The 11,909-nt window shown below is 48.3% G+C and carries 15 protein-coding genes; all 15 read right to left on the reverse strand.

The annotated features are described in order from the left end of the window. Window position 1: 1 nt before the first annotated feature. From PGRAT_RS18350 to PGRAT_RS18420, 15 genes are read right to left on the reverse strand one after another with little or no spacing between them, the layout of a single operon-like run. Complete coding sequence (locus PGRAT_RS18350) at window positions 2-397, reverse strand: phage tail fiber protein (protein ID WP_025708653.1); 396 nt, start codon at window positions 395-397, stop codon at window positions 2-4. 12 nt (window positions 398-409) lie between these two features. Next, on the reverse strand, window positions 410-1,003 hold the full coding sequence (locus PGRAT_RS18355; RefSeq protein ID WP_025708655.1) for a phage tail domain-containing protein: 594 nt from the start codon (window positions 1,001-1,003) through the stop codon (window positions 410-412). Further along, window positions 1,000-5,457, reverse strand: coding sequence for a phage tail tape measure protein (locus PGRAT_RS31730; protein WP_025708657.1), 4,458 nt, complete (start codon window positions 5,455-5,457; stop codon window positions 1,000-1,002). Before PGRAT_RS31730 ends, PGRAT_RS18355 begins: the two co-directional genes overlap by 4 nt. After that, entirely contained in the window at window positions 5,454-5,726 is a 273-nt protein-coding gene (locus tag PGRAT_RS18365) for a hypothetical protein (RefSeq protein WP_155990543.1), read from the reverse strand. The genes PGRAT_RS31730 and PGRAT_RS18365 overlap by 4 nt, the downstream gene beginning before the upstream one ends. A gap of 23 nt (window positions 5,727-5,749) precedes the next feature. Next, window positions 5,750-6,097: a hypothetical protein gene (locus PGRAT_RS18370; protein ID WP_025708661.1), complete on the reverse strand. Its 348-nt coding sequence runs from the start codon at window positions 6,095-6,097 to the stop codon at window positions 5,750-5,752. Between the two features lie 5 nt (window positions 6,098-6,102). Next, on the reverse strand, window positions 6,103-6,897 hold the full coding sequence (locus PGRAT_RS18375) for a hypothetical protein (RefSeq protein ID WP_025708662.1): 795 nt from the start codon (window positions 6,895-6,897) through the stop codon (window positions 6,103-6,105). A gap of 5 nt (window positions 6,898-6,902) precedes the next feature. Next, on the reverse strand, window positions 6,903-7,283 hold the full coding sequence (locus PGRAT_RS18380; RefSeq protein ID WP_025708664.1) for a DUF3168 domain-containing protein: 381 nt from the start codon (window positions 7,281-7,283) through the stop codon (window positions 6,903-6,905). After that, entirely contained in the window at window positions 7,283-7,708 is a 426-nt protein-coding gene (locus PGRAT_RS18385) for an HK97-gp10 family putative phage morphogenesis protein (protein ID WP_025708665.1), read from the reverse strand. Before PGRAT_RS18385 ends, PGRAT_RS18380 begins: the two co-directional genes overlap by 1 nt. Next, entirely contained in the window at window positions 7,708-8,031 is a 324-nt protein-coding gene (locus PGRAT_RS18390) for a phage head closure protein (RefSeq protein ID WP_425311799.1), read from the reverse strand. Before PGRAT_RS18390 ends, PGRAT_RS18385 begins: the two co-directional genes overlap by 1 nt. A 2-nt stretch (window positions 8,032-8,033) precedes the next feature. Further along, the gene (locus PGRAT_RS18395; RefSeq protein WP_025708668.1) at window positions 8,034-8,243 is read right to left on the reverse strand and encodes a hypothetical protein; all 210 of its coding nucleotides are present in this window, start codon (window positions 8,241-8,243) and stop codon (window positions 8,034-8,036) included. 6 nt (window positions 8,244-8,249) lie between these two features. Next, window positions 8,250-8,516 (reverse strand): head-tail connector protein, encoded by a 267-nt coding sequence (locus PGRAT_RS18400; RefSeq protein ID WP_025708669.1) that lies wholly within the window; start codon window positions 8,514-8,516, stop codon window positions 8,250-8,252. Window positions 8,517-8,534: 18 nt separating this feature from the next. Continuing rightward, window positions 8,535-8,759, reverse strand: coding sequence for a hypothetical protein (locus tag PGRAT_RS18405; RefSeq protein ID WP_025708671.1), 225 nt, complete (start codon window positions 8,757-8,759; stop codon window positions 8,535-8,537). A 53-nt stretch (window positions 8,760-8,812) separates the two neighbouring features. Then, the gene (locus PGRAT_RS18410; protein WP_025708673.1) at window positions 8,813-9,958 is read right to left on the reverse strand and encodes a phage major capsid protein; all 1,146 of its coding nucleotides are present in this window, start codon (window positions 9,956-9,958) and stop codon (window positions 8,813-8,815) included. Further along, the gene (locus tag PGRAT_RS18415) at window positions 9,951-10,697 is read right to left on the reverse strand and encodes a head maturation protease, ClpP-related (RefSeq protein ID WP_025708675.1); all 747 of its coding nucleotides are present in this window, start codon (window positions 10,695-10,697) and stop codon (window positions 9,951-9,953) included. The genes PGRAT_RS18410 and PGRAT_RS18415 overlap by 8 nt, the downstream gene beginning before the upstream one ends. Next, on the reverse strand, window positions 10,690-11,907 hold the full coding sequence (locus tag PGRAT_RS18420) for a phage portal protein (protein ID WP_025708677.1): 1,218 nt from the start codon (window positions 11,905-11,907) through the stop codon (window positions 10,690-10,692). Before PGRAT_RS18420 ends, PGRAT_RS18415 begins: the two co-directional genes overlap by 8 nt. Window positions 11,908-11,909 lie beyond the last annotated feature (2 nt).

The following is an 11,909-nucleotide window of genomic DNA, read 5'->3' on the forward strand; positions in this document are numbered from 1 at the left end:
CTTAGCTGAGTGTTGCCTGCAATTGACTAGCAAGGAATTTAAACACATCACTGGTCAGGATTGTTCGGGCATTATCTAATTCACCGAAATATAGTAAATTGCCACCCGTTGCAGCATCCCTAATCCCTACATGGGTCACAAGCCCCCAGTTTGCAGTCGCAATAGGGAAAACAATATCAGCGCTGTTTTTCACCGTCTGCACGCCACCCACTGCCGCAGGTGCTGCAAAAGCCACGCTTTGCCGAACATAAGCCCCTCCTGTAACTTCTTGGCCTGTGTCTGCTGCTGTTGGATTACTGGTATAGAGTGCCACGTAAACGGTTGTTGGCCGTGTGTAAGCCGTGTTTCTAAAAACCATGTTCAGCAGTGCGGTTGATAAATAGTTTGATACTCCCAAATGTGCCGCCTCCTATTCAATCTGATATTCGTTCGTTATCTTAAAACTGTTGAGTGTTGTAGAGCCGATATTGGTCAAGGTGATAAGCGCATCTGACCGGATAGTTCCCTCCGACTCAATCACGAGCTTTGTTGGTGAGGATGTAATCGTCTGCTCAGTGATATGCTCTTGAACCGAATAAGCGAACGGGTCAAAAGCAACTAACTCCAACTCAAACAACCCTATGCTGTTATAGATCAATCGCTCTAGTGATGCCGATCCGGCATACCGGACAAGGTAGAACTTATCCGGTTCAAAAGCGCGAATTAATTGCACAATTCGCGGCCTACCATAGGAGTCCGTCAGGTGTCTAGCCAAAGTGCGTACCCGCTGCTGCAACCCTGCTGGACTGGGAACATCGTAATTCGTTCCATCTGAGACAAAGGCGCAAGAATAAGAAAAAGCGCGTTCCGTAAGGTCCGCGCCAAAGTCATATTGTCCATGTTTTCCGGGGATGGTTACCCCAATATCCCGGGTACTGGGAAGCAGGGGCTCCTTGCTCTCTTCGAGGACACGGAACCCCAGATCAACATCCCGGATTCCTCCAAGAGTTATACTACTTGTCATACTAGACCCATCCCCCTTGTTGCCTTAGTCAGCGAACTCCACTGCCGGCGGGAGACATTAGTCTCAATCTGCTTGCCGTCCAGGTAGATGTTCTGATTGAGGACCAATTCTCCATCCCCCATCAGCCCCGTTGCTGTCCCAGCAGAACTTCCACTAGCGACGGGCAATTGTACTCGGCTGTCAATGGCGTTCATCCCTGGTGTGTTCAACTCCACAGCCGCAGCGTCAGCCATATCTTGCGCGGCACCCTCCACCGCTGATAGTTGTCGCTCCATACCCAGGGCCAATCCTTTACCAATAAACTCACCGATGGCAATCATAACCCGGCTGGGTGACTTGATTTTGAGTGTATCCTTGATGCTGTCAGTCGCCGCCTGCGCTGTCGCTGCAGCTGCATTTGTGATTGCAGTTGTACCTGACGTCATTCCCTTAATTACTCCGTTGACGATTTGCAGACCATATTCCTTGGCTTGTGCTTCAGCCCACTTCTTCTGTGCCGCAGTCCCATTTGCCAGAAGATTATTGAGATAGGCAATCTCATTTGCCATATTTCCCGCATTTGCTGCTGAAGCTGTTTTACCGATCATCCCAAGAATCTCGTTAACTGCCGCCTGTATGCTGGTTTTGGTGCTGTTCAGACCCTTGAGCAACGATTCTCCGAAGGTCTGCCCGGCGTCCTGCCACTGCGGGTTATACTGCGTCAGTAGGTCTATGAGTTCTTTGTTGTTGCTATCCAACGCCAGACGCCGTACCTCTGCTTGTAAGGCCTCTTCGGTGTTGAGGTTAGCATAATGCGTCTTGGTTGCTTCCATCTGCGCCGTAAGGCTGTCAGTTGTCGCTTGAGCGTTCTTTTCCTCAGTAGCCTTTTTGTTTTCATATTCCAGCCGCAGGGCTTCAGCTTTTTGATCGGATTGGCTTTTGATTTGAGTCATTTCAGCTTTCAAAGCGTCGATCTGTACCTGTCGCTGTTCAAGCAAGTATTTCCGCTGCCGTTCGGCAAGCATGTCATCAAGCTCTTGCTGTATCTTTGCTCGGGATTCGGCAGTGTCAGCATCGGTCAGTTCTTTCTGCTTGTCGGCCAGTTTCTTCTGATAGGCGGCTTCCTCAGCGGCAATGTCCTCTGCCTTGGTCAGGCCTTCAATGCCGTCGATCTGATCTTGCAGCCCCAGCAGTTTAGCCTGTGTTTCAGCATCTAGCGTTTTGAGTGACGCCTGATACTCCGCATCATACCCAGCGATAATAGCGTCAGACGCTGCCTTGTGCTCATCAATGCGTTTCTGCAATGCTTCAGTTGCCGCCTTCTCCTCGGCGGCATATCGTGCTTTCAACGCCGTGGTGACTGCGGTATTGAGCTTATCCAAGGAGGCTATTTGTGCATCCAAAGCTTTTTTAGCAGCATCCGCAGCTTCTTTAGCTAGGTCCGCACGGATCTTATTCACCTGTTTATCGATGGCGATACGTTCTGTAGAGCCGACTTTATAACGAGTCTGCAGTTTTTCCCAGGCTGTCAATTCCTGTTGCAAAGATATTTCATTCGCTTGTTTCTTAGCCTCAATATAAGTTTTGGAAGCTTCGAACTGCTCTTTGGCCTTAGCTGCTGCTTCCTTCGCAGCGTCGTCATTTGCCTTCTTTATTGCTAGATTAATTTTTTGGACTTGCTCAGTTGTTTTAGCGTAAGCTTGCTTCACTTTTTCTAGCGAAGCAATGTAGGCAGCCTCGTCAATGGTACCCATCTTGTATTTGTACTGGGCAGTGCCGAGCGCATCATTGAAAGCTTTATTCGCTGCTGTCGCGGCTTTTTTAGCTGCAGCAGCAGCTTCCCTGTGCGCCTTTTCCGCTGCTTTCTCCGCTGCCTTCTGGGCCTTATCTGCAGCCTGTGCTGCTGCCTTAGCCGCCTTTTCAGCAGCCTCACCTGTTAGACTCTCGATAGCTGCCTTTGCTTTATCCTTGGAGTTATTAATACCTACAGCCAAACCTTCAGAGATATTTTCACCATATCCGGTTGTTAACTTGGATGGCGAATGAATACCAAAGAAATTCTTGATGGTATCTCTAATCTTTGTTGATACTTCTTTGGTCTTTTCTGTAACCGCACTTGCCATGCTCCCGATGCCGTTAATCAGACCTTGAATGATGTTCTTTCCTATTCCAACCAGGTCAATCTTTTTAAAGAAATTAACAACACTAGTCCATATTTTCTCAATCACACCTTGAATCGTGCTAAAGATGTTCTTAATGGCTGTCAGCATGGTCTTGAAGTTTTCAACGGATTGAGTATATATTGACCGTGCAGCGCCGGTCACTGCTTGTGTCAAGGCATTCCATATCGAAGCTCCCAAGGTCCGTAACCGGGTGAATATGCCGATTCCTTCTGTGAACATATTTTTGAAGAAATTGATGACTCCATACACCATCTTTGATATTAGGCTTGTCGCCGAACCATGCAATCCTTTGAAAGCATTAACAATCCCTTCACCCATGCTCTTCATCAACCCAACACCGGATTTCAGTAAGTTGGTGAATAATGTTTTGAGCCCTCCCAGAAAGTTCAAGGTCATTAAACCCATAACAAAGTCAAGAGCTCCACTCAGCACTTGCTTGATACCTTCCCACATCTTTCCCCAGTCCCCTGTAAAGAGTCCCGAGAACACTTTGATCAAGCCCATTATGATATCTAAGGCGCCGCTGATCACATTTTTTATGGCCGTCCAAGCCATGTCGATTATGAACTTAACAGCAGGCATAATGAACTCAATGACCTTCTTGATCCCGTTAAACACATTGGTCACTGCCTGCAAAATTTGACTTCCGTTCTCGTCCCAGAACTTTTTGATCTTGTCGATCTGCCCCATGATAAAGGACCCAATGACTCCCCACGCAGCGAGTGCAACAGCTTTGATAGACTCCCAAGCGCTATTGAGGGCGTCGCGCACCGTATCGTTCGTTTTATATAAATAAACAAGCCCTGCAGTAAGCCCGGCTACCGCAGCAACTATTAAACCTACTGGACCTGTTAAGGCGGCGAATACTGGCATAAGCGAGGATATGGCGCTAACAATTTGACCCGCTATAACAAGCACAGGACCTAATGCGGCTGCTATTGCCGCGCCTACAATGATCATCTGTTGCTTCGCTGGCTCCAAGGTGCTAAATGTCGCGGCAAGAGATGTGATTTTATCAATGAGTGGCTGTAGAGCATCTACCGCCTGGAGCACCACCGGCATAATGGCATCACCAATAGTTATCCCAATGTCAGTTAGCTTGTTCTTAAATATCTGCATTTGGCTGGCGAATGTTTTGTAACGTTCCTCTGCCTCATGAGTCAACGCTGCGTTCTCATCCCAAGCCTCATTTGACAACTTAGTTGCATTGGTAACCAAATCGCCTGCATTACCGAGCCGCAGCAAGCTGTCCCTGAGTCTGATTTCTGTGATACCCATTTCCTCCAGCATATTGATGGCGGATGTTCCGGCCTGATCTGCATTGCCGAGACCATTAATAAAGGCAGTAAGAGCTCCTACGGCATCCGTTTCAAATGATTTCTTGAACTGATCCGATGTTACCCCTGCAATCTTGGAGAAATTCTGTAGGTCCACGCCGCCTTCTACGATGTTTCCCATCTGCGTCTGTGTCATGCCCAGAGCATCGGCAAGAGCTTTGAAGTCTTTGCTGTTATTGTCAGCGAGTAGTTGTAGCTCGCGGAGTGACATCCCTGTGGCTTTGGTTAAAGCATCGACTTTACCCATACTTGATGCCGCAACTTGCATTCGGACCATGACTCTGGAGATTGCCGAACCACCCATTTCCGCCTCAACCCCTACGGATGAGAGTGCTGCGGAAAGACCGAGTATGTCCGCCTCAGACATGCCCACCTGGTGCCCTGCTCCGGCAAGTCGAAGGGCCATATCCGTGATTTCTGATTCAGTCGTTGCAAAGTTATTACCAAGGGCAACAATGGAGGAACCAAGCCTGCCGAATTGATCTTGTGGCATTTGAGTGATGTTCGCGAGTCGGGCCAACGCGCTCGCTGCCTCGTCGCTTGTCATGTTGGTTGCAACGCCTAAATTGACCATCGTCTTCGTAAATCCCAAGATCGCCTCTGTCTTGATACCTAATTGCCCTGCTGCTTCCCCGACCTTGGCAATATCGGATGCTGATTGCGGCATTTCTTTCGCCATATCCCGGATACCTTGCCGCAGCTCTCCGAATTGTTCCTCAGTGGCATCTACGGTCTTCCGGACGCCAGCAAATGCAGATTCGAAATCAGAAGCCACTTTAAGCGATGCACCGCCGACCGCAACGAGGGGAACCGTCACCAGTGAAGTCAGAGACTTGCCTACGTCCGCCATGCCTTTGCCGAATTTATCAACCGACTTTTGTGCTTGCTTCATGGCGTCATCTAAGCCGGTATTGTTGCCTAGAATGTTTATGACAAGGTTACCAAGTAAACTCATGATCCCCCTCCTTCCGGTCGCTTGATGCGCTCACCATATTGCTTGTGGAATGCAGCCCGATCCGGCGTCTGATTACCATCTCCACGGACCCGTCGCTCTTTCTTCGGCTGTTCTTTCGCACCAAAAAGGCCGACCGCTAAGCGACCGACCAGAATGTTTGACTTATTCTCTTCATGTTCCAGACCGTAATCGTAGTACATCATGATCTGTGGAAAGGACATATGGTCCAGCATGTAGCTGGGTGTTGCCCAGGAGTACATCGCGCCCATTCGCGCAAAAATACGCCCCAACTCTATTGGCTGGGGCTCTCCTCGTTTTTTCCTGATTCCGTGCCTGCCCTTTCCTTGAGAGGAGCCAAGACAAATTCAATTAGTTGCATCAACTGTTCAAAATCTGCGTTGTCAGCTATCCAGTCTTCAGTAATTTCAGGAAAAGATGGCTTGCAGATGCTAATGATTTGCTTAAGCACGGCAGAAAAACTATCATCCCCACCATTCTTCAATTTGTCCTGATTCTTGGCAATATCCAACGTCACCCGGGAAGGGATGCGCGACACATCGATCCTTTTTCCGCTCAGAATAACAATACGCTCAGCAGGGACGACTTTATCCAGGTCAAGAATTGCTGGTTGTTTTGACATATTAATTAAACCCCCTGTTCATCATAAATCTCGAACAACTGTTCACCGACAACCCGGCTGGAATCTAGGGTACCGTTCATCCGAATCGGAGTAATTGCCGGATCTTCGGCGTCCGCTTCCGGGAATGTGATATTCAGCCCGTTTTCAGGCGTCGCCTTGTAAATCGTGATTCGGAATTCTTTTCCTGCATCATCATAGTTTGTGATTCGAGCTACACGGGGTTGAAAGGTTCCCAGACCACCGGAGAGGAACCGTTTTGCCGATAGTGGGGTGTATGTGTAGTTGACCGTAAGAGCATCCCCAGAAGTAATCCCTCCACCCTCTACTCTTGAGATGACGGTGAATCCGGCACTGTCTACAGCCAGGGTGAAATCTGTACCGGCTACCAATGTAGTTGCGCCTTTTTTTACTGTGACGGCTGTAACGACTGTCCCTGCACCATTCTTGTTTAAAAGACGTTTCTGCGTTTGTCCGGTTAGAGTCACGGACTCATTGGTCACAGTTTTTGGTGTGCCTGTGATGTTATCAATTTTATCGATCCCACCCCGAATCGTCGCCAAGGTCGCGAGGTTGATTTCCATCAGATCCCCCTCAATACCCGCAGCGTGGTTATTTATTCCGGTCTTGATGACACCGGCATTATCGCTGGTTACAGTCATTTCGTCCCAGGTTTCTTCAAACACAATACTTTTCATTGCCCCAAGGTCAATGAGACTGTTCACGTCCTCGCCAACCTCAAATTTCGCAGAACCAAACCGGATAGAGCTTGCCTTTTGGACAGTCGTCATATTACGTGCCATATGGGTTATTCCTCCCTGTAGATGATTTTAAAGTCTGTTGCAATGTGATAGAGCTTCGTGTCACTCTCGTACATGTCCCTGCTGCCCTCCCAGACGCCTTGAAGCACCTGAACCCCGCCCATACTGCCCTTGTACCTCTGAAGAGCATCACGAAGGGCCTCAGCTACTGCCTTGGCCTCCCCGTAGCGAGTTGAAAATACCGAGAACTGAAACCTTGGGTAGGCCACGGGAATGTTATGGTGGGCAACTCCTGATATCTCCAGATAGGCAATCGCTGGGTATGTTGGCTTTTCCGGCAACCACCCGGGGTAAATCCGACTGCCCACAACTCCCTGAATCTCTGGTATGGCTAGTAGGAATTCCCGTAGTTTTGTTTCAATCGCCATTAGACACCTACTCTCTCAACCACAGCCTTAACACCCTCTATAAGCAGCTTGCGGACTTTTGCCCGTGACTTATCCATAGAGGGCCGCATGAACGGCCGCGGCGGCTGGTGGCTACTCCCGTATTCGTAGAAAGTAACGTAAAAAGGAGCTGACGCTGAAACATCTCCACGCCGAGCCCCTACTGTTACATTCGCGTAAAAATTTCCTTTCTTTGATGTGCCGATGTTGATTTCCAGTGAGAACCGTGTCTTCCCTGTTTCACCAATAGGCACACGTGAATCGGCCTCACGGAAGACTATTTCAGCAGCTTGGGAGATAAGGTCCCGTATCTCTTTGGTAATCTCAGCATTTGCCCGTTTGATCTGCCTGATAATCTCCTCAGCCCCATCAACCCTAATGTTTGACCTTGTGGTGCGCCGGGCCATTATTGTTTCTCCTTACACATCAGCTGTAGTTCACTACGGTTGTACTCTGGATGAATGATGTACAGGATTTCAAACTCAATTCCCTTGAAGCGTACAACCATAGTCCGATCTATCCCTTCGCGGTACCTAATTCGGATACGGGTGGTCACATCAGCTGTAACCTGGGCAGCTGCGGCTCTGTCTTGGCCCCGGAGTGGTTCTATTGCAGCCCAAAGCTTCACCACTTCGATCCACTCGTCCGTTGGTTGTCCCCATTCATCCTGATCATCGGTACCAGGCGGGCGGAAGACTGCGGCACGTTTATCCAGACGATTGACGAGCACCGTCATGATTCATCTTCTGCCTTTGATATTACGGTTTTACTGGTGTTACCCCGGGGAGTGCGCTTGGTGGTTTGTTTGTCGTCAATCTGGCCTAGAAACCCAAGAGCCTGCAATCCGGCTGCCCTCTCTGTATCCGCAGGGTATTCAGAGCCGATCTCATAAATTTCTCCAGAACCTCTATCCCTGAATTTCTTCAATACGGGATATTTCATGTCAAATCACCCCGTTTTCATTTGTAAAATCAAGCTTTCCAGTGAGAAATTGAACTTCTCAATTTTTTCAGAAGGGTCTCTATGTTCATAGTGGATTGCACAGTAGAGCAGTACGGCCAGTTTATATCTGGCCGTACCCTGCTTTTCCACTGGAACACCTGCTTCAGCAAGATATTCCTCAGCTGCGGAAACAAAAAGAGCGAGTGTGACATCCTCCTCGCTCCCATCTATTCGTAAATACTCTTTCAGTTCATCAAGCGGTAATTTGAGCATATGAGGCTCCTTTCCGCCCTACACCGTAGGTACCCAATCCAGCACGGCAGTATACACCTTTCCAGCAATGGTTTTTACTTCGAAGTCGTACTTTCCGGCCACATTGCTGTCGCCAAACCATAACGTTTCTTGGTCATCCGGGATTAAGTCCACACCGTTTTTCTTGATGTACGTCACTGCCCCGGATGCGAGGGATACTCTCACTCCTGCACCATCCAACAGTTCAAACTCGGTATGATTCACACCGTTGTGTTCGCCCTCTCGACCTGTTGGATTAAATGTCGCTGGCGAAGGAGCTAGGACTTTTTTGCGATACGGAATGCGGACTTCAGTTTAATTTGATGATCAATCCATGCCGTCAGCACAAAATCCCAGATCCCTGTGCGGACGTTTTTATCCCGGTCATATAGAATTTGCGGGTCATAGTTGAAATGCGAATACCGGAAGTCGCCCACAATTGGGAATACTGCCAAGTCACTGAATTCAACAGGCTTTCCAAGAACTTGTTCAGGCTGAGCATTGTACAACGTTGTGCTGCCGTTAGCCAGCGCCTCGATGATATCCAAGTAGTCAGTGTATCGCATAACGATTGAGGCAGTTTCGCGGTAATCTTCATGGAGGTCTGCAATTGCCGCCTTAATTGCCTTATAGAAATCTGTACCCGCCGAAGTAACAACCTTGAGTGCATTTTGTGTGGAATAGAACGACATGTGTTCTTCCCCAACCTTTGGAGTTGTAGCGAATGCGACCTTCTTCTCCTTCGCAGCCAGACCACTCTCTAAAGCCTGCTCAACGGTTTGGACAAGGTTTGTATCAGTAGCCGCGAGAATGGTTTCAGAGATTGGCGCAAATACCTTGAATTTATGACGTCCGAACGTTACCACATCGCCATCAACCTTTAGTTCATTAGCCGTTTCTGTATCCGCAATAAAATCATCATCATCAAGGGTGAACGTTACTTTAGGAATCTCAAGGTTGGTCACACTGGTAACCGTGGACAATTCCCGGAGTGGATTTTTAACAAACGGTTCATGAAGCAACTCATTGGTCATCGTGGACGGTAGGATCTTCTCACCGCCAGTTGAGTTCCCATCACCGAGAGCAGCTTTGATTTCAGGAGAAACATTCTCTCCGCTGATAACAGCCCGAACCAAACCAGCTTTAGCAGCAGTAATCTTGGCTTTAGGATCAGAGAGGTTTGCCCCTGGTGCCGGTGTCTTGGCGGCAAGGGCAGCTGCTTGAGCCGCCTCCATCTCATCATGTTCTTTCTGGAGGATGTCAAAACGAGCTTTCAAGTTCGCTTCTTTCGTCTCTAGTGCTTTGATATTTTCAATGCTCGCTTCAGGCTTAGAAGCCTCCACGATCTTTTCTTGTTTCGCTGCAGCGTAAGCTGCGCCGATAGTTACCAAATCATTTTTTACATCAAACAGTGTTTTAGCCATTAATGATTCCTCCCAGGTATGATTGCAGATTTTGTAATTCAAGACTTGCATTTCTTGCGATTTCAGATCTTTTTTCCTCTGTTAGCCCATTTTCAGGCGTATGAGGTTGTAATGCACTTAGGGCAGCAGGGACATTCCGGTATTTTGCAAGCAACTCCTTGCCTGCCAGTGCAGCTATTTGTTTTGCCTGTCCAACAACATCACAAAGGCCATAATCAAATGCCTCTTGCGCAGTCAACCAAGTCTCTGCCTCCATGAGGGCAATCAAGTCAGCTTCAGCCAGTTTGTCGCCTGCCTTAGCAAGGTACGCCTGCCGGATCGGCCCATCATCAACCTTATCCAACATGTCAGCAGTCTCTCTAAGGTCCTTTGCGTTGCCTGCTGTATAAACCCACGCATTGTGGATCATCAGCATTGCGTTGCTTGGGATAGTAATTGTGTCCCCGGCCATAGCAATTACTGATGCAATGGAGGCGGCGAGGCCATCCACATGCACGTTTACTGTGGCCTTATGACGCTTCAGCATGTTGTAGATAGCCACGCCCTCGAAGACATCACCGCCAGGGGAGTTGATATATACATTGAGCGTATTGATATCGCCTAGGGCATCAAGTTCCGCCTTAAAGCTTTTTGCTGAGTGAGCGTAGTAACCACCGCCCCACGATGCGATTTCAAGGTAAAGATACAGGTCGGCCTCATCAGCAGCTTGGTTTTTGAATTCCCAAAACTTCTTACTCATTCTTTGTACTCACCCCCTTCCGGTGCTCAACTGGTGTATCGATTGGGTACAGATCACCGCTGATGTGCAGCTTTTCCCCGCCAGATTCGGGCGGCAACTCTTCCCAGGCTCGAACCTCATTGGGTTTAAACACACCGGACCGGATCATTTTGAAGTAGAAATCACCCCGGGTTTGCATATCCCCACGCAAAAGAGCGCCAACAGTGAACTTAAAGTACAGTCCCTGTTTGCGCTGCTGTGCTGTAAGCAGCTTCCGGTTAAATTCCTGTTCATACTGTCGGATAATCGGCAACAACGTGTATGTCACAAACTCAAGGCTCATCTGCTCCATACTGCTGTAACTCGCACCGTCCGTTTCACCCACCATAGTTACCGGCATATTGAATACAGTTGCGACCCGGGAACGGGTTATCTTCTCAACCTCGAACACTTTGGAGTCGATGAAATTACGGTTGATTTCCTTAACTTCTACCCCGGACTCCTGGATAATCACTCCGCCGTTTTCTTGGTAGAATTCCTTGAAGTTACTAAGGATTTCTTTTTTCTTTTCGGTTCCGATATGTGTGGCCATCTTAAGGATGAAAGATGCTTTAATCGAAGAATCCAATTGATCCAAAGTGAACTTCCGAACGGCAGCATCGAAATCAATCGTTCCCTTCAAAACATCTATCGGACTGATACCCTTATAGCCATTTTGGACGGTGTGAATATGGCTGATATGGATCATGTCCATGTTGTGGACATAGTAGGTACCTTTATCCCCTCTGACCATATACCAGAGCTCTTCAGTATCCAGCTCAAGAACAGGATCAACGCGGGTTGGGTCAAGGATTAAAAGCGACTCAACATTGTAGAATCGGTCATACATCTTCAATGCATATCCATTGCCGTGAGCGTTCCTCAATGTTTCTAACAGCCGAATGAAGCCGAAAGAGGTCATATTCCGGTTTGGAGCGTTGGCTACCAGATCATTTAGCTCTGAATTAACAGGGCTATAATCCTTGTATAATTTGATAGGTAGCACCGCCAATGAGTTCGAGAGGCGGGAGACAGCCGCAAATATCGTTTCGTTCGACGCAAGCTCGCCGCCGGCTTTACCTCTAAAGATGGATAAGCCATTCCTGAACCAATTAGTGAAATTTTCTGCACCCACAGGAGCTTTGTTTCGCACAACATTCCAGGCCAATTTTGTTCTTTGCCATAAATTCATTT

This window comes from Paenibacillus graminis (assembly GCF_000758705.1).
GTDB classification, from domain to species: Bacteria; Bacillota; Bacilli; order Paenibacillales; family Paenibacillaceae; genus Paenibacillus_AQ; species Paenibacillus_AQ graminis.